The sequence below is a fragment of the Sandarakinorhabdus sp. genome, assembly GCF_051860625.1.
Taxonomy (GTDB): Bacteria; Pseudomonadota; Alphaproteobacteria; order Sphingomonadales; family Sphingomonadaceae; genus Sandarakinorhabdus.
On record NZ_JBHYDQ010000012.1, the window covers coordinates 74,702 to 98,241 of the forward strand.

Sequence of the window (23,540 nt, forward strand, 5' to 3'; positions counted from 1 at the left end):
ATCAGTTTGCAAAACACGCCGCCGGCGCTGGCAACAGCGCCGGCGGTTTTGCGTTCAGATCACCGGTTGGTAGCTGCGCGGTCGATCGCGGAACCAGGCGGTGATGATATATTTGGTCCCGCTGCGTACCGGGAGGCCGGCATGCAGCGTGTGGCTGTTGCAGCCGCCATCGACCAGACGATTGTTCCAGGCCAATAATTTGCCGGTTTCCGGCTGGAACAATTTGTTCAGATGCTGGAACCGCGTGGCGCCGCCAGCGCCCGGCTCGTTCAGATAGACCATCAGGGTCCAGGTGCGCTGGCCGCCGTCTTCGGTATGCGGGAAAAAATCGAGGCCGGTCGGCTCGAAATAATCAGTGTGCATCTGGAACTGCTGGCCTGGCGCATAACGCTGCCCCTGCAGGGTTTCGGCATGCGCCAGCGGCAGGCCGGCATAGTCCGCCAACCGGCGATAGACCGCGCCCACCAATGCGTCATCGCGCGGCAGATCGGCCGTCTCGCTGGTGCGAAAATCGGATGATGCGCCATAGGCATCAGTGATGGTCGACGGCCGGCGGTGCACATCGATCAATGCGATCAAGCCGGCGCATTCATCGGCCGACAGGAATTTCTTTTTCTGGAACAGCTCGACCCGCTTGTCGGGCAGGCGTTGCGCCCCGGCAAAATTGCTCATCGGATCATATCCTGCCATCCCGGTCCCATCCCCAGCAGCACCAGACCCATCCCAGCCAGCAGCGCACCCAAAGGCAGCCGCGTTGTGGTCGTGACCACCCGGCCGCGCACCCTGTCCCAACCGGCCAGCAGCAACCCCAGCGCCGCCGCGCCGGTAACCAGCAACGGCAGCACCCAGGCGCCGAACAGCGCGCCCAATCCAGCCAGCAATTTGGGATCACCACCGCCCAAACCGTCACGCCCGCGCAGACGCCGATAAGCATAACCGATCGACCAGAGCACGACAAAGCCCAGCGCGGCGCCCCATAATCGCCATTCCAATGCTGGAAAACCCGGCCAGGATGACGGCACCAGCAGCGCCAGCCCTATGCCTGGCAAGGTGAGCGCATCGGGGAGCCACTGGTGCTCAACATCAAGCAGGATCAGGGTGAGCAGCCACCAACCAACCACGGCCACGGTCAAAGCCACGGCCAACCCGCCTGATGGTGCCCAATGGCCGAAAACCGTTGCACCAACGGCAGCAGCAGCCACTTCGATCACCGGATGGCGCGCTGCGATGCTGCTGCCGCACTGCCGGCAGCGGCCACGCTGCATCGCGAAGGACAGCAGGGGCAGCAATTCCCAAGCCCGCAATTGCACACCGCAACCATCGCAACGCGAACGCCCAGTGATAGTCTCCCCACGTGGCCAACGCCATGTAACCAGAGCAAGGAAGCTGCCCACGAGCAACCCCAGCAGACCACCGACGCATGCCCACGAAGTGGCATCCATCAGGGCACCAAGATCTGCCGCACCGCCTGGCCGCTGGCCAGCGCATCCAGCGCGTCGTTGATCTCGGCCAACGGCCGCACGCCCGACAACAGCCGCTCCACCGGCAACCGCCCGGCCCGCCACAGCGCGATATACCGCGGGATGTCGCGCGCCGGCACCGCCGAGCCCATATAGCTGCCAATCAACATCTTGGCCTCAGCCACTGGCTGGACCGCGGGAATCGTGAAGGGATCGGCCGGATTGGGCAGGCCGACCGTCACGATGCGTCCACCGCGGGCGGCTGTGCGGAAGGCTTCGGCCAGCACCTTGCCGCTACCGACGCTTTCGATGGCCACGCGCGGCGCGCCAAGGTCGGCAAACGCCGCTGCGGCGTCTTCGGGTGCCACGGCCGCCCGCGCGCCCAGTTCCAGCGCCAGCGCGCGCTTTTCGGCCACCGGATCAATGGCGATCACCGGTTCGGCGCCGGCCGCAACCGCACCCATCAACGCTGCCAGACCAACCCCGCCCAAGCCCCAGACGGCTACGCTCTCGCCGGGGCGCACCACAGCCGAATTGAACACTGCACCAACGCCCGTCAGCACCGCGCAGCCAAACAAGGCAGCGATTTCGGCCGGGATGTCATCGTCGATCACCACACAGCTGCGTTCATCGATCACGGCATGGCTGGCAAAGGCCGACAGGCCGAGATGGTGGTGCACATGCGCGCCGCATTCCGACAGGCGAAAGCCACCGCCGAGCAGCTCGCCCTTGCCATTGGCCGCAGCGCCATTGGGGCACAGCCAGGATTCGCCGCTATGGCAGGCGGTGCAGTGCCCACACGCCGGCAGGAAGGCCATCACCACGCGCGCACCCGGCCCCAACCGGGTACCAGGCCCGGCCACCTCGACGCGCGCCACCGCTTCATGGCCCAGCGCCATCGGCAGCGGACGCGGGCGATCGGCGTTCACCACCGAAAGATCGCTGTGGCACAGGCCTGCCGCTTCGATGCGGACCAGCAATTCGCCAGGGCCGGGCGGCGCAAGTTCGAGGGTTGCCAGCCGCAACGGCCGCGACGTGGCATAGGGGCGGACGGCGCCCATGGCGTCGAGCACGGCAGCGGTGGTCTGGGTCATTACCTATCCCTATCGGTCAATACCGCAGCCGCCAATGTCGCACGGGCCAGTGCAGCGGTCGAATCGATCAGCGGCACCGTCACATCGGCCTGACGCAAGAGCAAAGGCACTTCGGTGCAGGCAGCAATGATTACTTCAGCACCAGCGGCCACCAACTGCGCCGCAGAACCAGCCAATGCCGCACGTGTGGCATCGCTGCGGTCGCCAGCCTTGATTGCGTTCACGGCCGGCTGCACCACCGCCAGATCGCCGGCGAGCACCGACACCGGGCTGGCGCGACCATAAAGATCAAGTGCCAGGGTGGCCCCCACCGCCAACACGCCAATGGCGCGCGGGCGGTGCGCCAACGCTTCGGCCAATGCGGCGTCAATCATCGACACGAAGGGCACACCAGCATTGATCGCCTCCGCCCAGCCATGGGCCGCATTGCACGGCATTGCCAAAATCTGCGCGCCCTGCTCGACCAGCCCCTGCGCCATTGCGGCCAACACCGGGCCGGGCGACGGGCCTTCGCCGCGCGCTGCCGCATTGCGATCCGGCACATGCGGATTGCTGTCGATCAGCACGCGCGGATGATCGATGTCACTACCCGCTGCCACGCCGGCGACCAGGCGCGCGAGGAAATCCGCCGTCGCCGCCGGGCCCATGCCACCGATCATGCCAATGGTGCGGAATGCCGGCATCAGTTCAAGGCAGGATCGCGCAACACCTGGCCAAAGGCCGACAGGCTGGGTGAACCGCCGGTGTGCAGGAACAGCACGCGTTCGTTGGTGCCAATGCGGCCATCACGCACCAAGCCGATCAGCCCGGCCATCGCCTTGCCGCTGTACACCGGATCGAGCAGCACGCCCTCTTGCGCTGCCAGCAGCCGCACCGCCGCCACCATTTCCCGGGTTGGCAGGGAATAGCCGGGGCCAACCCATTCATCCAGGCAGACAATATCGGCGGCAACCGGCTGCGGGGTACCGATCAGATCGGCCGTGGCCTGCGCCAGCTTCAGCACATTGGCTTCCTGTTCGGCGCGCGCGCGGCGCACGTTTATACCCGTTACCGGAATGCCGGCATTCAAAGCCACCAGACCGGCGATCAGGCCGCTGTGGGTGCCAGCACTGCCCGATGCCACCACGATGCGATCGAACGCGACGCCCATGTCGAACGCCTGATCCATGATTTCCTGCGCGCACGCCGCATAGCCGAGTGCGCCCAGCGGCGACGATCCGCCACCCACGATCACATAAGGCCGCCCGCCCGCCGCCGTCACCGCCGCCGCATCAGCGGCCATTTCGGCGGCCAGATCGGCGCCGGCCTTGACCATGCGCACGCTGCTGGCACCCATCAGATCGAACAGCAGATTGTTGCCAAGGGCATCCGCCGCATAGCTGCCCGGCACCCGTTCCTCGATCACCAGCCGGCACTGCAGGCCTTCCCTGGCCGCCACCGCGAGAGTCAGCCGGCAATGATTGCTCTGCGGCGCCCCCACCGTGATCAGCGTGTCAGCACCCTTGGCCAGCGCATCGGCCACCAGAAATTCCAGCTTGCGCGTCTTGTTGCCGCCGCCGGCGAGGCCGAGCAGATCGTCGCGCTTGATCCACAATTCCGCCCCGCCCAGCGCTACCGACAGGCGCGGGATCCGTTCGAGCGGCGTGAAGCCGGGGGTGTAACGACGGCGGGGGAAACGAGCGAGGTTCATACCGAGCGCAATGGCGCAACGATGATGCCAAGAAAAGCAAAATGGTGCCCGGGGGCGGCACAGCACTATTGATTTAGATGGGTTTTCTATGCCCAACATTCACTCAACCGCCTGAAATATAACAGCCGCGATGCTTAAGTAAGCATTGCTTTGCCCAACGATACCCAGCTATGAAAGGTGGATATTTGGGTGGATGGAAAAATGCGGGCAACGAACAGATTATCTGCTGCTGGCATCAAGGCTGCAAAGGCTGGCAAACACTGCGACGGCGGCGGGCTGTGGCTGGTGAAGCGGGATAATGGCGGCGCGCAATGGGTGCTACGCACGACTGTTTACGGCAGACGGCGTGAAATGGGCCTGGGCGGCTATCCGTCGCTGGGCTTGGCCGAAGCCCGCAAGCAAGCTGATCGGTGGCGGGCTGTAGCAGCGGCGGGCCGTGATCCGGTGAAGGAACGCGAAGCCGAAGCCCGGGCAGCGCGGCGGGAGGATATCAGCTTGGCCGTGATTACGGCTGATGCTTTTGAAGCGCGCAAAGCCGAATTGAAAGGCGACGGCAAGGCGGGGCGCTGGCTGTCCCCCCTTTCTGTTCACGTCCTGCCCAAGCTGGGCAAGGTGCCGGTTACTGATATCGACCAGCGCGATATCCGCGACGTGCTGGCCCCGATCTGGCACACGAAGGCCGAAGCCGCACGCAAGGCTGCCAACCGAATTGCGATTGTCCTGAAACACGCTGCGGCACTCGGGCTGGAAGTGGACTTGCAGGCGGTGGAAAAAGCCCGGGCGCTGCTGGGCAAGACACGCCACAAGCCGGAACATATCCCGGCAATGCCCTGGGCCGATGTGCCCGGCTTCTATGCCAGCCTTGCAGAACCGACACTGACACACCTTGCGCTGCGGCTGCTGATCTTAACCGGAGTGCGATCGGGGCCACTGCGGCATCTGCGCTTGGAACAAATCGAAGGCGATGTTTGGACGATCCCCGGCGACGGCATGAAGGGCCGCAAAGGCGCAACCGATGCTTTTCGGGTGCCGCTGTCTGCCGAAGCCTTGCGCGTGATCGATTTGGCGAAACCGTTTGCCCGTGACGGCTGGCTTTTTCCGTCCGTTCGCAAAGGGGTGATATCCGACGCCACAATGTCCCGCCTGATGGAGCGGCGCGGCATGGCAGAACGCCCGCACGGTTTCCGTTCAAGCCTTCGCGTGTGGCTGGCCGAAGCTACCGATGCACCCCATGAACAAGCCGAAGCGATGCTGGCGCATACGGTGGATGGTTCTGTTGTGAGGGCCTATCGGCGCACTGACTTTCTTGAACAACGCCACGTGCTGATTGAACGCTGGGCCGATCATGTGACGGGTGGCAGCGGTGCGGTTGTGCGGCTGGTGGCGGCTGCAAAATGACTGTGCCCCCCGCCGACAAAACCGACAAAACGGACAAAACCCCTGTTGCGACACTCGCGAAGGTGGCTGCAGAGAAACAATACTGGGAGCGTGTCACCCGAGAGATATTGGAAGCTATGCGTGCCTTGCCGCTGCGCGAATTTGAGCCGGGTGAAATTACGCTGGAACAACATGCTTTCAGCCTTTCCAACACGGCGGGCTTCGCGCTGGTGAACCGTCTTGCCATGGCAAACAGAACCCGAAAGAAAGACGGCATCAAGAAAGAGGCAGAAGCGATAAGGGATGCGGCTGCAAAGCTGCATCAGCTACTGCAACAAACGCACGGCGACACATTGGCGGCGTTGGAGCAAGCAGCGGTGACTGATCCCCAGCCGAACGCTTTGCACCCTTTGCAAGTGGCTGATACCGTCCGGGCATTGGCCAATCTGGCGCACGTCGCTTTTTTGGACGCCCCTTCGCAGCGCGCGCAACCTGGCAGCAAAAACAAGCAGGCCGCTGCACAGGTCGCGGATATGGCTTTGCGATCATTTGAGCAACTAACAGGCCGCCGGGCAGCCCGCACGTGGGATGCTTACAAAGATGTGGATGGCGGGCCGTTCGTTGACTTTCTCGCTGCTGTGTTCCGCGCGCTGGGAATGAAAGATAGCGCACCCTCACAAGCGAAAGAAGCCATCTCAAGACGCGCTGGAGACAACCCCCCCGAAAAATAGGGTTTGGCTCCATTATTCTACTCGGTCCGATTAAGCGACGTTGCACCGTCCCAAGCAAAGAAAGGACGGACGGTGCAAACGTATCTCACGATGAAAGAACTGGGCAAGAAGCTGGGTGGGCGCTCGCGCTCTTCCATTGCAAGCGATCTGGCCGCTGGGCGGCTCCCGAAGCCCATCAAGCTGGGCCGGCGCGTCTATTGGCCGTCTGATGTGGTGGACGCCCATCTGGCCGCAATGCGCGAACAGGCCGCCTGATCGATGGGCGGGCAAAAGAAAGCCCCGGTGCGCAGGACGGCGCAACCGGGGCAGGCGGGCAGTGTGTTGGTAGCATACGACACGCGGAACGGCAACGCTTGTGCTGTGCGGCTGGCGAAACTGCGCGGGCTGGGATTGGCCGGCGCAACAGCCTTCACGCTGGCGGCGCTTATCTGGGGAGGCGGCACCGATGGGTGATCTATCCCCTGACATTGGCGTGAAGCTGGGCCGGCTGGTGCCGATGCTGTCATCCCCGGTTGCCGGCGAAGTGGTGGCGACTGTCGCCGCGATTGGGCGCACGCTCGATCGGGCCGGCATGGATTGGCACGATCTGGCCAAAGGCCTGATGGCATCGGCCCAGTCGCAACCGCGACATGAACCGCCACCGTGGCAGCGCGGGCCGGCTGGTGATGGCTTTGCAGCAGGCAACGCACCGCTGCGCGCGATGGCTGACTGGCTCGATAAATACGCTTTGGAGCGGCTGACAGACAGGCAGCGCGACTTCGTGGCGAACGTGCGGCACCTGTTGGCATCTGGGCGGCGACTGACGTCGGCACAGAAGCAATATCTGGCCGATCTGCACACGCGGCATGGAGGCGAACATGCATGATGCACACGCTCTGGCTTTGCGGCTGGGCGGGCGCTGGCATGGCAGCTACGGCACCGCGCCATGCCCAGTTTGCCAGTCTGATCGTCGCCGCGATCAAGGCGCGCTGACGCTGGCCGATGGCGCGTCTGGTCTGCTGCTGCACTGCAAGAAAGCCGGTTGTGGCTTCCGTGACATTCTGGCGGCGGCAGGCATCCGCCCCGGCAGCTATCGCCTGCCTGATCCGGCGATCACAGCCCGGCGCGCAGCCGAACGCCGCGCCGATGCTGCCAAACGGGAACGCCAAGCCCGCGCGCTTTGGACGGACGCGCAGCCGATCGGCGGCACCCTGGCCGAAACCTATCTGCGCAGCCGGGGCATCACCTGTCTGTTGCCGGCAACCCTGCGCTTCCATCCCGCCTGTTGGCATGGCCCAGCCGCTATTCGCCTGCCGGCGATGGTGGCGCTGGTGGAAGGCGGCGACGGCTTTGCTGTGCATCGCACGTGGCTTCGTGATGACGGCAGCGGCAAGGCTGCGGTGGAACCCGCGAAGGCCATGCTGGGCGCGGTTGCCGGTGGCGCTGTGCGGCTTTCTGGCGGCGGCAGTCGGCAGGTGGTGGGTGAAGGCATAGAAAGCTGTCTGTCGCTGCTGTGCGGGCTTCTGACGGGGCCGGCGACGGTCTGGGCTGCGCTGTCCACATCGGGCCTGCGCGGGCTTCGCCTGCCGCCGCAACCGGGCCGGCTGACGATTGCCGGTGATGGTGATGAACCGGGCCGCGCTGCCGCCCTGGCACTGGCCGATCGGGCGCACGCGCTGCGGTGGACGGTGGCCACGATCGATCCCGGCGACGGTGCAGACTTCAATGACATTTTGAACCGAAAGGACGCGGCATGATGCACGCGCAAGAAACCCCCTTTGAACCTGTTTGGCCGGAACCGGCTTCACGCTTTCTGCGCGCCAGTGTGCCGCCTGCCCCCCGTTTGCCGCTGGCGGAAACCTTGGGGCCGGGCCTGTCTCGGTGGGTGGTGGAAGCTGCCGACGCAAAAGGCGCACCCCCTGATTACGTGCTGGGCGGGCTGCTGTCCGTTGCCGGCGCGACAATCGGCAATGCCCGATGGGTGCGGGTGTGGGACGGCTGGGAGGAACCGCCAATCGTTTGGACAATGTGTGTCGGGCTGCCTAGTGCTGGCAAAAGCCCCGCCTTGGATGCTGTGATTCAGCCGCTGCGCAAGCTGGAGCGCCCGCTGCGTGCGAAAGCCAAAGACGATCTGGCCGCATGGAAGGAACGGGCAGAAGTCGCGGCGCTGGCCGAAAAGGAATGGAAGGCATCAGTCACTGCTGCAATCAAGGCCGGCGACACGCACCCGGTAAGGCCGGCGAACTGTGAGGCGGGGCAGAAGCCACATGAACCGCGCTTGATCGTCACTGACTGCACAATCGAAGCCCTGGCCGTGATAATTGATCGGCAGCCGCGCGGCCCACTGCAATGCCGTGATGAAATTGCGGGCTGGCTGGAAGGGATGTCGCGTTACAGTGCCGGCAGCGATCGTCCGTTCTGGCTGGAAGCTTGGGGCGGGCGCGGCTTCACAGTGGAACGGATAGGCCGCGAACCCCTGACCATCGATCGGCTTACGGTTGGCGTGGTTGGTAGCATCCAACCCGATCGGCTTAAGTCGCTGCTGTTCAAAGCCGATGATGACGGGCTGCTGGCGCGGTTCATGCCGATCTGGCCGAACCCGGTGGCGCTGAAACGCCCCGGCAGGTGGACCGATGAAGCCCTGCTGGAAAGGACGCTGGAAAGGCTGTTAAAGCTCGATCTGATGACTGATGAACACGGCGGGCATAAGCCGATGTTTGTCCCCCTGACGGCTGACGCGCAGGCGCTGATGGATGACTTCCGGCTGGCCGTGCGGGGCTGGGAAGACGAAGCGGAAGGGCTGCTGCTGTCATTCATCGGCAAGCTCCCGGGGCTTGCCGCGCGGTTGTCGCTGGTGCTGGCCTGTCTCGACTGGGCGGCGGAAGACGGTCAACTTCCGCACGAAGTGGACGCCGATCACTTCAAGCGCGCTGCTGAACTGGTGGGCAACTATGTGTTGCCGATGGCGCGGCGCGCATATGCCGATGCTGCCGTGCCGCAGGCCGAACGATCGGCGCGGCGGCTGGTGGCGACGATCCGCAAAATGGGCTGGGAAAGCTTCACGACACGGCAGGCGATGAAGCTGGAACGGGCCGGGCTGGCAACCGCTGCCGAACTTGATCCCGCGCTGTCGCTGCTGGAAGACGCTGATTGCATCCGATCGGTGGAACAACCCGCAAAGCCACAAGGCGGCAGGCCGTCGCGCCTGTTCATTGTCAACCCGGCTCTGCTGGCCAAGGGATGACGGCAACGAAGCCGGCAAGGCTCGATCGAACCCGCGCAACGGGTTTTGTCGGGTTTTGCCGGTTTTGTCTTTTGTGCGCTGAAACTCCCTATCGGTGCTGGTGCATCTCCGGTGTGTCGCTTCATGAACGTATCCAGCACAGCTTCAACTTGCGATTGGTAGAAAACTCGATCAGCTTGCTTATCGGGCATTGGACGGAGCAAACTGATGGGATGGTTCAGCAAACTTCTGGGTTCAACCGCTGCGCCAGAAGAAAAGGCAAAGCCGCAGCCCAACAAAGCCCCGGTCTTTCTGCGCGGTGATGGGAATTTTAGCCAAGATGTAGTCGGAGAATAATTTTATCAAAAAGCACTGGGCGCAATATGCGGTGGCAAAAAGGAAGCCGGTCACTCTATTGATTGCGAAGCGACTCTAAAGCCGGAACCAAACAACCGGCATGATCGGAACGCGGTCGCTGTAGTAATCAGGCGCTCGACTGTGGGCTATCTCGACCGATCAGCGGCGGTTCGTTTTCAAAAACAAGTGAACGAATTGGGCGCATCAGGTGCATCAGTAAAGTGCAAGGCAATGATAGTGGGTGGATGGCTTCGATCTGATGCAAAGGATGACGACCCTGAAGGCCATTATGGCGTCAAACTGGATTTGGTCTGGCCGCTCCAACTGACGTATGCGGCGGGTGGTGGCCGGCGATCGGCTACGCAACGGGGGGACCGGAATCTCTGCGGCTTTTCAAATCGGAAACCGTGACGGCTCCAAACTTCGCCCATCCACAATTGAAACTTCGACCCTGGCACTTCGCGCGCGCGACGCGCGCGCGTGAGGCGTGTTGCAATAGCAATACACATTGAGCCGGAAAAACTGTGTTTGCTATATCTCGGCGGGAATCCCCCGGTTTCCGGCTTCTTGCGTCCAAAGAAAAAGCGGCCCCCCGGTGCCCAGCCGCAGAGGCTGCCAATTGCTGCCTATCAAAGGGCAAAAGGTGGATATTTGGGGGGATGCGAAAACACGCCCCTTGGCATTTTACTTGTGTTTTCAACAAATTAGCAAAAATAAATGGTGCCCGGGGGCGGATTTGAACCACCGACACGGGGATTTTCAATCCCCTGCTCTACCCCTGAGCTACCCGGGCCCACGATGCGCGCGGCAGCTAAGCCAGCGTGGGAGGACGGCAATTAGCCAGCCTCTTCGCCGTTGTCCAGCGCCGACACGTCAGAAAGTTCATCCTCGCCGGTCTTGCCGGGGATGACATAGGCATCAGACAGCCAGGCGTTGAGGTCGCGGCTGCGGCAGCCTTCCGAGCAGAAGGGCCGGAACGGCGCCGCTGCTGGCTGCTTGCGGCAATAGACACATGGCCTTGACCCCGAATCAGCCTTGCTGGACATGGGCGATGTCTCCTCTTTGCAGGGCCACGCGGCCGCCGGTCAGCCGGGCCAGTTCAGCGGTCAATGCCGGCCGCGCGCTCAGCCAATCATGCACCGCGGCCGGCCCGGTGATCGTCACCGCGCCGGTCAGGCGCATGGCGCGGCGCAGCAGTTCCAGCGCGGCGAAACCCGGCCGCCGCGCCTCCTCCAGCAGCGACAGCCGCCCGCGCGGCCGAATGATCTGCACCAGGCCAAAACCGTTCATCGCGGTCTTTTCAAACGGCGCCGGCAGATGTTCGGCCAGCAGCGCATCGACCGCCGCCCGTGCTGCCCGGCCGCCCAGCGAAGGGAAATCCACCACCAGAGGCCCGCCGATGCCATGGCGGCGGATGGTTGCAGCAACCGCGTGCGCTGCAGCTGCAGCGAGTCGGCCCGGATCGCCGGCGCCATCGACATCGATCACCAGCATCCCCGGCGTCGGCGCCATCAACAGGCGGCCGCCGGGAAAATCGACCACGCCGGTGATTGCCTCCTCCATCACGGCATCCCAGCCGGCTTCGGCCAACAGATCGGGCCCAAACGGCGAAATCATTTCATGGTCGGGAAACAGGTCGATCAGCCAAGGCGCCGCTTGCGCCGGGCCTTCATGCGCCACCAACCGCGCCTGCTTGTCCCGCGCGCCATCGCTGCGGGCTTCGCGAACCACTTTGGCCAGCCGCGACTGGCCCTGATGCCAATCCGCTGGCACCGGTGCCAACAGCGCTTCTTCGCCGGCCGCCTGCACCACGGCTTGCCCAGCCTCGCGCCGCACCAGCCGCGTTGTCGCAATCAGACCCCACGGCAACGCCACATCGCTGCGGCGCAGATGCGCCTCGAACACCGTATCCCCCGCCAGCACCAGTGCGCGTGTCGCGCCGGGGGCGGTCTCGATCAAGGTGGTCACGGCCGCCAACCACTTGCCGCCAGCAGCAACCGCGTTTCGTTCAGCGGCAGGCCGACGACGCCTGAAAAACTCCCCGCCAGGCTTCGCACAAAGGCTTCGGCGGCACCCTGGATGGCATAGCCGCCGGCCTTGCCCTGCCAATCACCGCGCGCGATCAGCCAATCGATATCCGCCACCGTCAACCGCTGAAATGTCACCACCGATTCGCTCAGCCGTTCGCGCAGTTGCCCGCCGGCATCGATTACCGCCACCGCCGTCAGCACCCGGTGCCTGCGGCCCGAAAGCAGCGCCAAGCAGGCCCGCGCCGTGGCATCGTCTTCGGCCTTTGGCAGGATGCGGCGACCCACGGCGACCACCGTGTCCGCTGCCAGCACGATGTGGCCGGCATGGCGCGGCGCCACCGCCAGCGCTTTGTCCCGCGCCAGCCGAGGTGCGTGATCGCGCGGCAGTTCGGTCCTGCCCGGCGTTTCGTCGATATCGGCGGGATCAACGCTCGTCGGCACCAGCCCCAGCCGGGCCAGCAGATCGAGCCGGCGCGGGCTGGCTGATGCCAGCACCAGCTTGATAGTCACTGCCAGGATCAATCCTCCGGCGCGATGGTGACGCGCAGGCCATCCAGCGCGGCCGTGAACGGGATCTGGCACGACAGCCGGCTGTTCGGTTGATTGTGATCCGACGAATCGAGCAGATCGGCCTCATCGGCATTGGTCGGGCCGACCCGCGCCATGTCGGCATCGGCGACATGGACATGGCAGGTGGCGCAGGAACAACAGCCGCCACACAGCGCCAGCAATTCGTCGATGCCGGCGTCCTTGATGATCTCCATCACGGTCATGCCGGCTTGTGCGGGCAGCACGCGCTCTTCGCCGCTGCGGGTGGTAATCGTGATGCTGGCCATGGCAACCTTCTTTGGCAAATGGGGAACCCGTGCCCCTGTAGCGGGCAGGCGCGCTTGCCGCTAGGGGAAGGAGAAAGGGGAGAGAATATGCGTATCGCACATCAATTCGCGCCGCCGATGTCGGCAATGCTGGCTGGCCTGCCCGGCGTGACCGCGGCCAGCCACGTGCCGCAGGACAGCCGTTGGGACCTGCCGACCGATGTCGATGTGCTGTTCGTGCTGCATGGCGAAGGCGATGATCGCGCGCGGGCCATGGCAGCGCCGCGGCCGGCGGGTTGGCCGGGCGAAGTGAAGCTCGTGCAACTGGCAAGCGCCGGCGCGGATGACTATCCGGACTGGTTGTTCGAAGCACCCGCCGTAGCCAGCGCATCGGGCACCACAGCCATTCCGATCGCCGAATATGCGCTGGCGGTGATGCTGGCCCATGCCAAGCAACTGGCCACCGTTACCCTGAAACCCGGTGACGCATGGCCGGAACGCAACAACTTTGTCGGCCAGCCGCTGGCCACGCTGCACGGCCGCACGCTGGGGTTGGTTGGGCTGGGCAATATCGCAACCCAGGTGGCGCATTATGGCCACGCCTTCGGCATGACCATCATCGCCTCACGCGGCAGCAACGCACCTTCGCCAGAACCGTGGATCAAAGTGGTGCCGCTGGACGAAGTGGTGGCGCGCGCCGATCATCTGGTGCTGGCCGCGCCGATCACGCCGGAAACCCAGCATCTGCTGAACGCGGACCGGCTGGCGCGCATGCAACCGCAGGCCCATATCGTCAATGTCGGGCGCGGCGGCCTGATCGATCAGGATGCGCTGCTGGCCGAACTGGACAAGGGCCGGCTGTGGGCCAGCCTGGACGTCACCGATCCCGAGCCACTGCCGCCCGGCCATCCGTTGCAGGCCCACGCCCGTTGCCGCATCACCCCGCATGTGTCGTGGAGCAACCCCGACATCAACCGGCGCATCATGGAGCGGCTGATGGAGAATATCCGGCGCGTGGCTGCCGGCGAGCCGTTGCTGGGGGCGCTGTAGAGCGCAATGTCAATTTTTGACATTGGCCGCCTCTCATGGTATTTAATACCTGAAAGGTACTGATCATGGCGGCGATGAACGTCTCGCTTTCCCCTGAACTGGACCGCTTCGTCCGGGAGTCGGTGACCGAAGGTCGCTACCAATCTTCGAGCGAAGTCGTTCGCGAGGCGCTCCGCCTGCTGCAGGATCGCCAACGCCTCGACAGATTGAAGTTAGAGGCCTTGCGTGCCGAAATCCAGCGCGGTCTGGATAGCGGGCCAGCCAGCCTGTTCGACGTGGCAGCCATTAAGGCCCAAGCACGAGCACAATACGAACGCGAGTTCCAAAGCAAGACTGAAGGCTGATGCCTGTCCGGCTGAGACCGGCTGCAGAGAAAGACTTGCTCGACATCTGGCGGCATGTCGCAGCGGACAACCCGGACGCAGCGGATAGACTTCTCGATCGCTTTGATGCGGCCTTGCAAATGTTGGCGGACAATCCATTTGCAGGCTCGCCGCGGCCTGAGCTCGGGCAAGCGCTGCGCTCGTTTGTGGTCGGCCGTTATGTGCTGTTTCATGCTGTGGTTTCAGACGGAATCGAGCTTGTCCGGGTCATCCACGGCGCCAGAGACATTGGCGCATTGTCATTTGGCGATTGATCAGAATGGCAGCACCCGGCCCTTCTTGCTGAACTTCATATAGCCTGCATTGAGGCCGAGGCGGGCGCCGACGCCCAGCTTGATCGGCACGATCACGATATTGTCGCTCTGCATGTAATTGGCGGTGAAGCCACCGATCAGATAGGCCTTGCCCTCTGCAGCCGGGAACCGCTGAAACAATTCCTCGGTGTCGTTGAGATTATAAACCAGCGCGAACACCTTTGATCCGTCGCCGCCGAAATCAAAGCCGACCGATGGCCCCGTCCAATGCACCTTGCGCTCACCTTCGATCTTGTGATGCAGCGTGCCGCTGCCGTACCGCACGCCGATAACGATGGCGCCGCTCACCTCGCGGCCGACGATATAGGCGTTGGGCTGGCCGCGATCCTTGAAGGTCTTGCGCACGATCTCCGCCAGCCCCTCGGCACCCTTGCCGAACACGTCCTCAGCGGCGCCCAGCACATCGTCTTCGGCATAAACCGGCTCAGACGTGGGCGGCGGTGCGGGTTCGGCTGGCGGCGGCGAAGCAGCGGCTTGCTGCGCTACAGCCGGTGCACCCATGGCCAGCACGACCGCCGCCAACAGCAATTTAGCCTGAATCCGTGAACGCGTTGTCATGTGATGCTCCGAAAAAGTTGCCGCTGGGTGCCTGTGCCGACGTTAACCGGGCGTTACCCGAACTGCGGCGCGAATTCGTGGTTCCGCTTGTAGCGCCAGCGGCTTGCCTGTGCTAGCCGCACGCCCATCGACGAATCTTCACAATAGCCTCGGGAAATTTTTGCAATGCGCATCGCCATGATCGGCTCAGGTTATGTCGGACTCGTGTCGGGGGCCTGCTTTGCGGATTTCGGCCACACTGTGGTCTGTGTGGACAAGGACCCGTCGAAGATCGAGCGGCTGAACAACAATATCATGCCGATCTATGAGCCGGGGCTCGACACGCTGGTGGCCAGCAACGTCAAGGCCGGCCGGCTGAGCTTCACCACCGATCTGGCCGCCGGCATCGAAGGCGCCGAAGCCGTGTTCATAGCGGTCGGCACGCCATCGCGACGCGGCGATGGCCATGCCGACCTTTCGTACGTCTATGCCGCTGCCCGCGAAATTGCGCAATCGATCAAGTCCTATGTGGTGGTCGTCAACAAATCCACCGTACCGGTCGGCACTGGTGACGAGGTGGAGCGCATCATCCGCGAAGAACGCCCGGATGCCGATTTCGCGGTGGCATCCAACCCGGAATTCCTGCGCGAAGGCGCTGCCATCGGCGATTTCAAGCGGCCGGACCGAATCGTGGTTGGTACCGAGGATGATCGCGCCCGCGAAGTGATGACCGAATTGTATCGTCCGCTGTTCATCAACCAGTCGCCGCTGCTGTTCATGGGCCGCCGCTCGGCCGAAGTGACCAAATATGCCGCCAACGCCTTCTTGGCCACCAAGATCACCTTTATCAACGAAATGGCTGATCTGTGCGAGGCGGTAGGCAGCAATGTGCAGGATGTGGCGCGCGGCATCGGCATGGACGGCCGCATCGGCAGCAAGTTCCTGCACGCCGGCCCCGGCTATGGTGGCAGTTGTTTCCCCAAGGACACGATGGCGTTGATCAAGACCGCGCAGGATTATAATTCTCCGGTGCGCATCGTCGAAACCGTGGCGGCAGTGAACGAGGAGCGCAAGCGCCGCATGGCCCAGAAGGTGATCCGCCTGGCCGGCGGTGATGTGGCCGGCAAGACGGTGGCGATCATCGGCCTGACCTTCAAGCCGAACACCGACGACATGCGCGATGCGCCGTCGATCGCCATCATCGATGAGCTGCAGAAGGCCGGCGCCACCATTCGCGCCCATGACCCGGAAGGCACCGAACAGGCGCAACTGGTGCTGAAGGATGTCGCCTATTTCGACACGCCCTACGAAGCGTTGGAAGGCGCTGATGTGGCCGCCATCGTGACCGAATGGGAAGCCTTCCGCGCCCTCGATCTCGCTCGCATCAAGAGCCTGATGAAGACCCCGGCCATTGCCGACCTGCGCAACATCTATCGCCCCAGCGAAATGGCAAAGCATGGGTTCGCCTATCTTGCGGTTGGGCGGTAATCCTGTTGCCAAGTCCCGCCCGGCTTGGCTATAGCCGCCGTCTCGCTCGGAGTCGTGGGTGAGTGGCTGAAACCAGTAGTTTGCTAAACTGCCGATCTGGGTAACTGGATCCGAGGGTTCGAATCCCTCCGACTCCGCCAAAGCCGCCTGGCCGCCAACGCCAGGCCACGCTGATGGGAATGACGATGCGAGCGATGACTGAGGCACCCGTGCTGTCGATCATCACCCCGCTGTACAATCGGGAATGGTGCATCGCCGATTGCATCGCCAGCATTGGACTGGCGGGCCACGCGGCCGAGCTGATCATCGCTGATGATGGATCGAAGGACCAATCGGTGGCCCGCGCGCGCGCGGCGGCCGAGGCGCTGGGTATCACCGATCAGGTCATCATCCACAGCCAAGCCAACGCCGGCCCCGGTGCGGCCCGCAACCGCGCCGCCGCGCTGGCCAGCGGGCGCTGGCTGGTGTGCCTGGACAGCGATGATCTGTGGCTGCCGTGGACGCTGCCAACCCTGATCACGGCGCTGCAAAACGCGCCGGAAATGGCAAAATTGGGCTTTGCACAAGGCCGCAACTTCGCCAGCGTCGCTGAACTGGCCGCACTGACGCCCGCTGCGCCCGACATCCATATCGAGCCCAGCTTCGTCGCGGCCACCCGCCGCCACCGCGCCATGCGATTCGGCGCCTGCAACGCCATGATCCGCCGCGATGAATTTGACCGGCTGGGCGGCTTCCCGGCCGATCTGCGCTGCAGCGAGGACAGCGATCTGTTCCTGCGCGTCGAGGGCCAGACGCTGGTGATCGCGGCGCCGGTGCTGGTTGCCTTGCGCCGGGCCGGCCATGACAGCCTGACCGGCAATGTCGGCCAGGTGCTGGCCGGCGTCGATTGGCTGCTGCGCCATGATGAGGGCAATCGTTACGCCGGCAGCGCCGATGATCGCCGCAGCTTCATGGCCAGCGCGGCGGCCTATGGCATCCGCGTCGCCTTTGCCGGGGGTCATCCGCGCCAGGCCTATCGCCGTTACCTCGCCAGCATGGGCCGGCTGGCCGATGCCCACACCCGCGGGCATTTGCTGCGCCTGCCACTGACGCCGTTGCTGCACCTGATCAAGCCCACGGTGCACCCGTTTCGCCTCACACCGCCGCCCGGAACACAGCCCCGCGGTTGACTAAGCTTGCCCCCCCGGTAAGGGGTGCTGCGCCGCAGCAGCAACGGTCATCCAGGGGGCAAGACTATGACGCGCATCCAACTGAGAGGCCTGCCCAGCCTGGACAATTATGGCACTGCGATGATGGGGCTGGTCACCATCGCCGGCCTGGCTAAGCGCATCCCCGGCCCGGTGCAGTTCGACGTGGTACTGCACAAGGAAACCGACATTGCCGAAATCCTGCGCGAGACCGGCATCGACAATGGCCCCGACTCCGGGCGCGTGCGCATCGAACGCGCCAATATCGCCAAGCGCCCCCGCCTCGCCACGCCGGCCGGCCTGCTGCTGCGCCTGCGCGAATTGATCGGCAGCAAGGCCAAGCGCGATTTCGATCTGCTGGTGGTGCTCGGCGGCGATGACATTTCCGAATATTATCGGCCCAACATCTGGCGCTACATCGCGCTCTATTGGGTGCGCGCCCGCTCGGCGCCGGTGGCGCTGCTCGCCCAGACCATCGGTCCGTTTGCCCTGCTGCCCAACCGGCTGGCGGCGCGTTTCCTGATGCCGGCGCTGCGCATCGTGCCACGCGATCGCTGGACCACGCGCTATCTGGCCGACGAATTCGGCCTGAAGCGCAATGTCGTCCAGGGCAGCGACCTGGCCTATGCCGACCTGCCGCTGCAGCACGACACGGCCATCGCGGCCGAGACGTTGACCCGATATGGTCTGGAAGCCGACACCTACGCCACTGTCGTCGTGTCCGGCATGCAGAAGGATGGTTATTACACCAGGGATGCCGCGGCCTATTATCAGCGCTGGTCCGAAATCGTGCAGGCGTTGCTGGCGCTGCCGGCGATGGCGGGCAAACGCATCTGCCTGTTGGCCCACACGTTCGGCATCTACGGCGATGAAGGGGTCAACATCGCCCGCGTGCTCGATCTCCTGCCACCTGAAGCCCGTGCGCGGGTCGTGCCCGTCACCGATCGCATCCTCGCCACCCGCGCCCGCTTCGTGCTGGGCGGCGGCCTGTTCACCGTGACCGGGCGCATGCATCCGGCGGTGTCCACCTTCCAGATGGGCAAGCCGGCGATCACGCTGGCCTACAGCAAGAAATATGAAGGCGTGATCGGTACCATGCTGGGCCGATCCGATCTGATCATCGATGCCAACCACCCCGAACTCTGGGCGGGGCGCGCCATCGTCGATCTGGTCGCCGACAAGGCCGCCGATGCGCTCGCCCGCCACGATGCGCTATGCGCCGAAATCCGCGCCGCGATTGCCGAACAAAAGGTCATGGTCGCCGCCAGCCTGGATGATCTGGCCGCGCTGGTGCGCTGATTCAGGAGCCGGCGTTCCCGCCGCCTCCGCCGCCGCCACGATTGCCCTTGATGGCGCCGATGATGGTCGGCCCCAGCACCCGGCGCACGATGTTCTTCACGCGCGAACCGGGGTTCTGGTGGATGCTCTGCATGGCCTTCAGCGCGATGCTTTCGTCCGCCTCCTCGGTGAAGGCCTCGAAAATCATCGGCTTGTCGGTCAGGCCCGGCGTCACGAAGCGCTCGATGCAGGCGGCGGCCTCGTCCTTGCTGGCCGCGCTGAGATATTCAAAGCCGAGATTGGTCGCGTAGTCGCGCACCAGCGTCCGCGATTGCTGGCCGAAATGCCCGCGCGCCGCCACAAAACGATCGGCGCCATCCTGGAACGTCGCGGCATGGTGGTTGTAATTCTTGAACTCGGTGCCGGTGCCGTTGTTGACCAGCAGGATACGCAGATTGCGGCCGACATGGCGGTTGCCCAGCACATTCAGATCATAGAAAAACGCCAGATCGCCGGTGACAAGAAACTGCAGCTTGTCCGGATCGGCCAGTGACCCGCCCAGCAGCGCCGACGTGCAGCCATCGATGCCGAAGCCGCCGACGTTGGAGAAAGACGATACACCCGCCGGAATATCGAAGAAATTCCACGAGCGCAGGCTGTTGAGGATGGCAAAATGGATGGATGCCGGGCTGGGCAGCCGCGGCGCCATCTGCTGCGCCAGCCAGATATTCGACAAGGGCAGTTCCGGCACCCGGCCGCGCATGTCGGCCAGATAGGTGCGGCACTGATCGACGTAAGCCGTACCGGGGGCGGTGCCGCCGGCGGCCCTGGTGGCGGCGTAGTGTTTGAAGAAAACTTGTTCCGGCATTTCGAACACATGGCGCAGCCGGCGATAGAGATCGCGGATCTCGCCATCCTCGCTCACCCGCCACACCGCGGTGCCGTTCAGCGCCATGCTGGCATAATCGCCGGTGATCTCGCCAATGTGGATCAGCACATCGGGGTGATAGGCGGCACGTTCGAACATATGCTGCGCTGCGCCCAACGCGAACACCAGGCGGTTCTTGCCCCGATAGCCGCTGGTGTGATCGCAGAACACCGGCGCATCAAACGCCAGCGCGAACTGCTCCAGCGCGGCGGTTTCGGCCGGGCTCCAGCGCTTGTGCGACCCCACCGCCACCGCCACCCGGCCATTCAACGCCGGAAATTCGCCGGCCGGCGTGATGCGGTTGATCAGGCGATAGTTGGGAATGGTCTCGACATCATAGGGCTTGGCATAGGTGGTCTGCAGATTGATGTGCGCCGGGCCGCCGCCATGGCGAAACAGCTCCAGCACCGCCTTGTTGACCGCGATCTCGCATTCCCACAGATCCTCGTCATCCTTGACGATCGGCAACGTCACGCTGAGCTTTGCAACGTCATTCTGGATGGTGCTGCGATCCACCACCTGGGCGATATGATGCCCGATCTTGGCGACATTCTGGGTCGAGGTGATCGCCAGGATCGGCAGCTTGCGGTAAAAGGCTTCGGTCAGGCCGGAGGCATAGTTGCGCGACGCGGTGGCGCCCGTGCAGCTCATCACCACGGCCTCGCCGGTCTCCGCTGCCAACCCGCAGGCCATGTAGGCGGCCGAGCGTTCATCGACCGAAGAGAATACCTTGAACCAGGGATCATCCTGCACGCTGCATACGAACGATGTGTTGGCGCTGCCCGGCGAGGCGATGACATAGCGGATATTGTGCGCCTTCAGCACACGGATGATCACCTGGACATTCTTCTCGCGCGTGTAGCGTGTAACCATGGGCAATTCCTTCCCGATCCCGTCAGGCGTATCGGGTCTTGATATAGCTCAGTTTCTGCTTGAATCCCGGTATTTGCCAAATCGGCGTATGCTCGCCTGACAAGTTATCCATACGGGCTTCGTCCCAGCCGGTGATACGATCGAAGCGCGGCGCATCCAGAAAGCGGTTCAGGCACTCGCGCAGGGACTCCAAAGGATCAGCCGGTTGCGCCATGGCATGAAACCGTGAAATCTTGCTGACATCGAACACCCGATCAAACATCCGATCCTGGGTGATCTGATATTTGTTGCGCTGCAATTGCAGAAAGGGCTGAAAATCCACACTGGCCACCGCCGGCGCCCGGCCTAGCCGCTGCCCGACGACCGCGGCATAGGTTTCTGCGATCTCGAACCAGGTGCAGGCGTAAGTGCCAGTGATGTGAAAGACTTCACCCAGCGCCGCCGGCTTGCCCAGCAACGCAGCCATGGCCTGTGCCACTGCATCGCCCGAAGTCATGGTGGTCAGGCGCTGCCCAACGGCATCACACAACATGATGCTGCGCCCGTGCATGGCGCGAAACAGCCAGTTTTCCTTTTCATAGGCTGCCAGTTGCAGGCGGCCGGGGCCGTAGGTGATGTACGGGCGCACGATGGTCCAGTTCGTGCCCGCCGCCATGACCACATCTTCCTGCCGCGCCTTCGACAGCGCATATTCGTCGGTGGCGAGATAGTCCTGATCGGTGCAGATATCGAGCAACCGCGGCGACTCCTCGGTCATGGCGCCGGCAGCCGCAGCATAAACCCGGGCGGAGCTGAGATAGACATATTGGTCGGTGGCTGTCAGCAGCATGCCGACGCGGCTGCGAAACATGTCCGTCGAATAGACCATGAAATCGACGATTGCCGACCATTTTTGCTGGTTCAGCAGTGGCTGCAGGAACGCGTCGGACTTCGCATCGCCCATGACATAACGCACAGGGCCCGCCTGCCCCTGCCGGGATCGCGACGTCACGACCATATCATGGCCTTGATCACCGAGGATGCGGACCAACGCGGCCCCCATCGCGCCGGTTCCGCCAAGAACGAGGATCGTCATTGTTTTCGTCAAGCTCGCTTGGACTGGCAATGTAGCCGGGCTTACAGCACAAACCGCCCGTGGTTGCCAATCATTCCCCGCCGGCAGCAGCCGGTTTCGGTCCGGCCTTGCTGCGCACGGCCCGCACCCGTGCCACCAGCGTGCGCACCATCGTGCGATCAACCAGCCAGATCGCCGCCGCGAATATCACGCCGCCAACCGGCACCAGCACCAGCAGCCGCACCAGTTCGGAAGCTAGCTCTGCCAGCCACAGCCGGTCGACTGCCAGCACCGCGGCACCCATCAGGAACGAAGCCAGCAACGGCCGCCAAAAACACAGCAACAGGTCGCGCACCCGGCATTCCAGTTCGCGCGACAGAAAATAGGCCCCTAGCGGCAGGGCCGCGATCACATAGGCCAGGCGCCCCAGCACGATTGCCATCAAGCCATAGGGCACCAGCAGCCAGAGCAGCAGCGAATTGGTGATCAACGCCCCGATGCTCCACCTGAGCATGTAGCCGGCCCGGCCCTTCGACGCGAAAACCGCCTGGTTCAGCTCGCCCATGCTGGTCATCAGCGCTGTGATCGAGGCAATGGCGACCACATCACCCGCCCCGATCCACTGCGGCCCCAGCAGCACCCGTGTGGCCGGTGCCGACACCGCCGACAGCCCGAAGCATACTGGCCCCAGCACCAGCATCACCGCGTGCAGCGAACTCATGTGCGCGGCCAGGATGCGGCTGTTCTCGGTCTGGATGCTGGCCAGGATCGGAAAGGTGACACGGCGGACGTTGGCAACGATCATGCGCAGTGGCGTGCCGACCACCTGCTGCGCCACCGCCAGCACCCCCAGATCAGCCGCCGACAATCGTGCGCCCACGATCGGCCGATCGATGTTGCCAGCCAGAAACTGCACCATGCCGGCCAGCGTCAGCGACCCGCCCAGGCCCAGCAGCGGCCGCACGGCAGCAAAGCTGAACTGCAGGCCAGGCACATAGCGCGCGGCCCGCAGGTTCATCAGGCTGGGCACCGCCGCCATCGCCAGTTGCTGCGCCACCAGCGCCAGCACGCCTTCACCCGCCAACGCCAGCGCGATGGCCACGACAGCCCCCACAACTGCCGCGGTGATTTCTGCCAAGGCAATCTTGTTGAACTGAAATCCACGCTCGAGCTGTGACAGCGGCACGCCGCGGAAGCTGTTGAGCAGGAACACCCAGGCCGATTGGCGCAGCGGGCTGGCGAGATTGGGTTCGTTGAACAATCGTGCCAGCGGCTCGGAAAAGGCAATGGTGGCCAGCGTCAGCACCAGCCCCAGCGCCACCGACAGCCAGAAAATACTGTCTTCCTCCAGCACGCTCGGCTGTTGGCGAACCACGAGCGCGGCGCGGATGCCGCTGTCTCCCAGGATCTGGGCAAAGCTGACGAAGAAGAAAATCAGCGCGAACAGCCCGAATTCGCTCGGCGCCAGATAGCGGGACAGCACCACCACGGTGCCCAGGCCGACCAGCGCACGCGCGCTGCGCGACAATATCTGGGTAACGACGCCCGGAATGGCGTGACGGCCAAGCCCGCCCGCCGGACCGCCGGGACGCTTGCTCATCGGCGCTGCACCACGTCGGCGCCGGGGCCGCAGCGCCAGCCGCAGGCCGTCGGTTTGGGCCGGCGATCGTGTCGGCCTGCTGCGCGCGTCGT

26 protein-coding genes and 2 tRNA genes are annotated in these 23,540 nt (G+C 64.0%); 14 read left to right on the forward strand and 14 right to left on the reverse strand.

What is annotated here, in order from left to right:
• Window positions 1–54: 54 nt before the first annotated feature.
• The 5 genes from ACTIEZ_RS11990 to ACTIEZ_RS12010 are packed head-to-tail and all read right to left on the reverse strand — an operon-like array spanning window position 55 to window position 4,244.
• Window positions 55–672, reverse strand: coding sequence for a prolyl hydroxylase family protein (locus ACTIEZ_RS11990; RefSeq protein WP_439546912.1), 618 nt, complete (start codon window positions 670–672; stop codon window positions 55–57).
• On the reverse strand, window positions 669–1,442 hold the full coding sequence (locus ACTIEZ_RS11995; protein ID WP_439546913.1) for a prepilin peptidase: 774 nt from the start codon (window positions 1,440–1,442) through the stop codon (window positions 669–671). The genes ACTIEZ_RS11990 and ACTIEZ_RS11995 overlap by 4 nt, the downstream gene beginning before the upstream one ends.
• Window positions 1,442–2,554: a zinc-binding dehydrogenase gene (locus ACTIEZ_RS12000; protein WP_439546914.1), complete on the reverse strand. Its 1,113-nt coding sequence runs from the start codon at window positions 2,552–2,554 to the stop codon at window positions 1,442–1,444. Before ACTIEZ_RS12000 ends, ACTIEZ_RS11995 begins: the two co-directional genes overlap by 1 nt.
• Window positions 2,554–3,213: an aspartate/glutamate racemase family protein gene (locus ACTIEZ_RS12005; protein WP_439546915.1), complete on the reverse strand. Its 660-nt coding sequence runs from the start codon at window positions 3,211–3,213 to the stop codon at window positions 2,554–2,556. Before ACTIEZ_RS12005 ends, ACTIEZ_RS12000 begins: the two co-directional genes overlap by 1 nt.
• A gap of 23 nt (window positions 3,214–3,236) precedes the next feature.
• A complete protein-coding gene (locus ACTIEZ_RS12010; protein WP_439546916.1) occupies window positions 3,237–4,244 on the reverse strand; it encodes a D-cysteine desulfhydrase in 1,008 nt (335 codons plus the stop codon).
• 201 nt (window positions 4,245–4,445) lie between these two features.
• Here ACTIEZ_RS12010 and ACTIEZ_RS12015 point away from each other — a divergent pair, with 201 nt between their 5' ends.
• The 7 genes from ACTIEZ_RS12015 to ACTIEZ_RS12045 all read left to right on the forward strand — a co-directional run bounded on the left by ACTIEZ_RS12015 (window position 4,446) and on the right by ACTIEZ_RS12045 (window position 10,322).
• Window positions 4,446–5,642, forward strand: coding sequence for a tyrosine-type recombinase/integrase (locus ACTIEZ_RS12015; RefSeq protein ID WP_439546917.1), 1,197 nt, complete (start codon window positions 4,446–4,448; stop codon window positions 5,640–5,642).
• Window positions 5,639–6,352, forward strand: a complete 714-nt coding sequence (locus ACTIEZ_RS12020) for a hypothetical protein (protein WP_439546918.1) — start codon at window positions 5,639–5,641, stop codon at window positions 6,350–6,352. Before ACTIEZ_RS12015 ends, ACTIEZ_RS12020 begins: the two co-directional genes overlap by 4 nt.
• A gap of 90 nt (window positions 6,353–6,442) precedes the next feature.
• A complete protein-coding gene (locus tag ACTIEZ_RS12025; protein ID WP_439546919.1) occupies window positions 6,443–6,607 on the forward strand; it encodes a helix-turn-helix transcriptional regulator in 165 nt (54 codons plus the stop codon).
• 190 nt (window positions 6,608–6,797) lie between these two features.
• Window positions 6,798–7,217 carry a hypothetical protein gene (locus tag ACTIEZ_RS12030; protein ID WP_439546920.1) on the forward strand — a complete coding sequence of 140 codons (420 nt, stop codon included), beginning with the start codon at window positions 6,798–6,800 and terminating at the stop codon, window positions 7,215–7,217.
• Window positions 7,210–8,088 carry a DUF7146 domain-containing protein gene (locus ACTIEZ_RS12035; RefSeq protein WP_439546921.1) on the forward strand — a complete coding sequence of 293 codons (879 nt, stop codon included), beginning with the start codon at window positions 7,210–7,212 and terminating at the stop codon, window positions 8,086–8,088. Before ACTIEZ_RS12030 ends, ACTIEZ_RS12035 begins: the two co-directional genes overlap by 8 nt.
• Window positions 8,088–9,575, forward strand: coding sequence for a YfjI family protein (locus ACTIEZ_RS12040; protein WP_439546960.1), 1,488 nt, complete (start codon window positions 8,088–8,090; stop codon window positions 9,573–9,575). The genes ACTIEZ_RS12035 and ACTIEZ_RS12040 overlap by 1 nt, the downstream gene beginning before the upstream one ends.
• Window positions 9,576–9,968: 393 nt before the next feature.
• Window positions 9,969–10,322 carry an HIRAN domain-containing protein gene (locus ACTIEZ_RS12045; RefSeq protein ID WP_439546961.1) on the forward strand — a complete coding sequence of 118 codons (354 nt, stop codon included), beginning with the start codon at window positions 9,969–9,971 and terminating at the stop codon, window positions 10,320–10,322.
• A gap of 307 nt (window positions 10,323–10,629) precedes the next feature.
• Here the strand turns inward: ACTIEZ_RS12045 and ACTIEZ_RS12050 are convergent.
• From ACTIEZ_RS12050 to ACTIEZ_RS12070, 5 genes are all read right to left on the reverse strand, one after another.
• A tRNA-Phe gene (locus ACTIEZ_RS12050) sits at window positions 10,630–10,704 on the reverse strand.
• A gap of 43 nt (window positions 10,705–10,747) precedes the next feature.
• Window positions 10,748–10,957 carry a DNA gyrase inhibitor YacG gene (yacG, locus tag ACTIEZ_RS12055; RefSeq protein WP_439546922.1) on the reverse strand — a complete coding sequence of 70 codons (210 nt, stop codon included), beginning with the start codon at window positions 10,955–10,957 and terminating at the stop codon, window positions 10,748–10,750.
• Entirely contained in the window at window positions 10,941–11,879 is a 939-nt protein-coding gene (locus ACTIEZ_RS12060) for a ribonuclease (RefSeq protein ID WP_439546923.1), read from the reverse strand. Before ACTIEZ_RS12060 ends, yacG begins: the two co-directional genes overlap by 17 nt.
• Window positions 11,876–12,445 carry a Maf family protein gene (locus ACTIEZ_RS12065; RefSeq protein ID WP_439546962.1) on the reverse strand — a complete coding sequence of 190 codons (570 nt, stop codon included), beginning with the start codon at window positions 12,443–12,445 and terminating at the stop codon, window positions 11,876–11,878. Before ACTIEZ_RS12065 ends, ACTIEZ_RS12060 begins: the two co-directional genes overlap by 4 nt.
• A gap of 14 nt (window positions 12,446–12,459) precedes the next feature.
• Window positions 12,460–12,777 (reverse strand): 2Fe-2S iron-sulfur cluster-binding protein, encoded by a 318-nt coding sequence (locus ACTIEZ_RS12070; RefSeq protein WP_439546924.1) that lies wholly within the window; start codon window positions 12,775–12,777, stop codon window positions 12,460–12,462.
• Between the two features lie 87 nt (window positions 12,778–12,864).
• On the opposite strand from ACTIEZ_RS12070, the gene ACTIEZ_RS12075 reads away from it, so the two are divergent.
• From ACTIEZ_RS12075 to ACTIEZ_RS12085, 3 genes are all read left to right on the forward strand, one after another.
• Window positions 12,865–13,806: an NAD(P)-dependent oxidoreductase gene (locus tag ACTIEZ_RS12075; RefSeq protein WP_439546925.1), complete on the forward strand. Its 942-nt coding sequence runs from the start codon at window positions 12,865–12,867 to the stop codon at window positions 13,804–13,806.
• Window positions 13,807–13,871: 65 nt separating this feature from the next.
• Window positions 13,872–14,150, forward strand: a complete 279-nt coding sequence (locus ACTIEZ_RS12080; RefSeq protein WP_439546926.1) for a type II toxin-antitoxin system ParD family antitoxin — start codon at window positions 13,872–13,874, stop codon at window positions 14,148–14,150.
• Window positions 14,150–14,443, forward strand: coding sequence for a type II toxin-antitoxin system RelE/ParE family toxin (locus ACTIEZ_RS12085; RefSeq protein ID WP_439546927.1), 294 nt, complete (start codon window positions 14,150–14,152; stop codon window positions 14,441–14,443). The genes ACTIEZ_RS12080 and ACTIEZ_RS12085 overlap by 1 nt, the downstream gene beginning before the upstream one ends.
• Here ACTIEZ_RS12085 and ACTIEZ_RS12090 read toward each other — a convergent pair whose 3' ends face one another.
• Window positions 14,444–15,061, reverse strand: a complete 618-nt coding sequence (locus tag ACTIEZ_RS12090) for a DUF1134 domain-containing protein (RefSeq protein WP_439546928.1) — start codon at window positions 15,059–15,061, stop codon at window positions 14,444–14,446.
• Between the two features lie 165 nt (window positions 15,062–15,226).
• Between ACTIEZ_RS12090 and ACTIEZ_RS12095 the strand changes: the two genes are divergently transcribed.
• The 4 genes from ACTIEZ_RS12095 (at window position 15,227) to ACTIEZ_RS12110 (ending at window position 19,014) form a co-directional block, all read left to right on the forward strand.
• Entirely contained in the window at window positions 15,227–16,528 is a 1,302-nt protein-coding gene (locus ACTIEZ_RS12095; protein WP_439546929.1) for a UDP-glucose dehydrogenase family protein, read from the forward strand.
• Between the two features lie 48 nt (window positions 16,529–16,576).
• Window positions 16,577–16,668 (forward strand) — tRNA-Ser (locus ACTIEZ_RS12100).
• Between the two features lie 54 nt (window positions 16,669–16,722).
• Window positions 16,723–17,697, forward strand: coding sequence for a glycosyltransferase family 2 protein (locus ACTIEZ_RS12105; protein ID WP_439546930.1), 975 nt, complete (start codon window positions 16,723–16,725; stop codon window positions 17,695–17,697).
• Between the two features lie 66 nt (window positions 17,698–17,763).
• Complete coding sequence (locus ACTIEZ_RS12110; RefSeq protein ID WP_439546931.1) at window positions 17,764–19,014, forward strand: polysaccharide pyruvyl transferase family protein; 1,251 nt, start codon at window positions 17,764–17,766, stop codon at window positions 19,012–19,014.
• 1 nt (window position 19,015) lies between these two features.
• Here the strand turns inward: ACTIEZ_RS12110 and ACTIEZ_RS12115 are convergent, their stop codons facing one another.
• The 3 genes from ACTIEZ_RS12115 to ACTIEZ_RS12125 form a co-directional block, all read right to left on the reverse strand.
• The gene (locus tag ACTIEZ_RS12115; protein WP_439546932.1) at window positions 19,016–20,794 is read right to left on the reverse strand and encodes a thiamine pyrophosphate-binding protein; all 1,779 of its coding nucleotides are present in this window, start codon (window positions 20,792–20,794) and stop codon (window positions 19,016–19,018) included.
• A 22-nt stretch (window positions 20,795–20,816) separates the two neighbouring features.
• Window positions 20,817–21,869: a sugar nucleotide-binding protein gene (locus tag ACTIEZ_RS12120; RefSeq protein ID WP_439546933.1), complete on the reverse strand. Its 1,053-nt coding sequence runs from the start codon at window positions 21,867–21,869 to the stop codon at window positions 20,817–20,819.
• 70 nt (window positions 21,870–21,939) lie between these two features.
• On the reverse strand, window positions 21,940–23,448 hold the full coding sequence (locus tag ACTIEZ_RS12125) for a lipopolysaccharide biosynthesis protein (protein ID WP_439546934.1): 1,509 nt from the start codon (window positions 23,446–23,448) through the stop codon (window positions 21,940–21,942).
• Window positions 23,449–23,540 lie beyond the last annotated feature (92 nt).

What these genes read in the sequence shown, in the direction of transcription:
- ACTIEZ_RS12010 (WP_439546916.1), bottom strand. Translation starts at nt 4,244, where the DNA reads ATGAACCTCGCTCGTTTCCCCCGCCGTCGTTACACCCCCGGCTTCACG.
- ACTIEZ_RS12080 (WP_439546926.1), top strand. Translation starts at nt 13,872, where the DNA reads ATGGCGGCGATGAACGTCTCGCTTTCCCCTGAACTGGACCGCTTCGTC.
- ACTIEZ_RS12075 (WP_439546925.1), top strand. Translation starts at nt 12,865, where the DNA reads ATGCGTATCGCACATCAATTCGCGCCGCCGATGTCGGCAATGCTGGCT.
- ACTIEZ_RS12085 (WP_439546927.1), top strand. Translation starts at nt 14,150, where the DNA reads ATGCCTGTCCGGCTGAGACCGGCTGCAGAGAAAGACTTGCTCGACATC.
- ACTIEZ_RS12040 (WP_439546960.1), top strand. Translation starts at nt 8,088, where the DNA reads ATGCACGCGCAAGAAACCCCCTTTGAACCTGTTTGGCCGGAACCGGCT.
- yacG (WP_439546922.1), bottom strand. Translation starts at nt 10,957, where the DNA reads ATGTCCAGCAAGGCTGATTCGGGGTCAAGGCCATGTGTCTATTGCCGC.
- ACTIEZ_RS12090 (WP_439546928.1), bottom strand. Translation starts at nt 15,061, where the DNA reads ATGACAACGCGTTCACGGATTCAGGCTAAATTGCTGTTGGCGGCGGTC.
- ACTIEZ_RS12025 (WP_439546919.1), top strand. Translation starts at nt 6,443, where the DNA reads ATGAAAGAACTGGGCAAGAAGCTGGGTGGGCGCTCGCGCTCTTCCATT.
- ACTIEZ_RS12115 (WP_439546932.1), bottom strand. Translation starts at nt 20,794, where the DNA reads ATGGTTACACGCTACACGCGCGAGAAGAATGTCCAGGTGATCATCCGT.
- ACTIEZ_RS12095 (WP_439546929.1), top strand. Translation starts at nt 15,227, where the DNA reads ATGCGCATCGCCATGATCGGCTCAGGTTATGTCGGACTCGTGTCGGGG.
- ACTIEZ_RS12125 (WP_439546934.1), bottom strand. Translation starts at nt 23,448, where the DNA reads ATGAGCAAGCGTCCCGGCGGTCCGGCGGGCGGGCTTGGCCGTCACGCC.
- ACTIEZ_RS11995 (WP_439546913.1), bottom strand. Translation starts at nt 1,442, where the DNA reads ATGGATGCCACTTCGTGGGCATGCGTCGGTGGTCTGCTGGGGTTGCTC.
- ACTIEZ_RS12030 (WP_439546920.1), top strand. Translation starts at nt 6,798, where the DNA reads ATGGGTGATCTATCCCCTGACATTGGCGTGAAGCTGGGCCGGCTGGTG.
- ACTIEZ_RS12005 (WP_439546915.1), bottom strand. Translation starts at nt 3,213, where the DNA reads ATGATCGGTGGCATGGGCCCGGCGGCGACGGCGGATTTCCTCGCGCGC.
- ACTIEZ_RS12015 (WP_439546917.1), top strand. Translation starts at nt 4,446, where the DNA reads ATGCGGGCAACGAACAGATTATCTGCTGCTGGCATCAAGGCTGCAAAG.
- ACTIEZ_RS12110 (WP_439546931.1), top strand. Translation starts at nt 17,764, where the DNA reads ATGACGCGCATCCAACTGAGAGGCCTGCCCAGCCTGGACAATTATGGC.
- ACTIEZ_RS11990 (WP_439546912.1), bottom strand. Translation starts at nt 672, where the DNA reads ATGAGCAATTTTGCCGGGGCGCAACGCCTGCCCGACAAGCGGGTCGAG.
- ACTIEZ_RS12070 (WP_439546924.1), bottom strand. Translation starts at nt 12,777, where the DNA reads ATGGCCAGCATCACGATTACCACCCGCAGCGGCGAAGAGCGCGTGCTG.
- ACTIEZ_RS12105 (WP_439546930.1), top strand. Translation starts at nt 16,723, where the DNA reads ATGACTGAGGCACCCGTGCTGTCGATCATCACCCCGCTGTACAATCGG.
- ACTIEZ_RS12020 (WP_439546918.1), top strand. Translation starts at nt 5,639, where the DNA reads ATGACTGTGCCCCCCGCCGACAAAACCGACAAAACGGACAAAACCCCT.
- ACTIEZ_RS12035 (WP_439546921.1), top strand. Translation starts at nt 7,210, where the DNA reads ATGCATGATGCACACGCTCTGGCTTTGCGGCTGGGCGGGCGCTGGCAT.
- ACTIEZ_RS12000 (WP_439546914.1), bottom strand. Translation starts at nt 2,554, where the DNA reads ATGACCCAGACCACCGCTGCCGTGCTCGACGCCATGGGCGCCGTCCGC.
- ACTIEZ_RS12120 (WP_439546933.1), bottom strand. Translation starts at nt 21,869, where the DNA reads ATGACGATCCTCGTTCTTGGCGGAACCGGCGCGATGGGGGCCGCGTTG.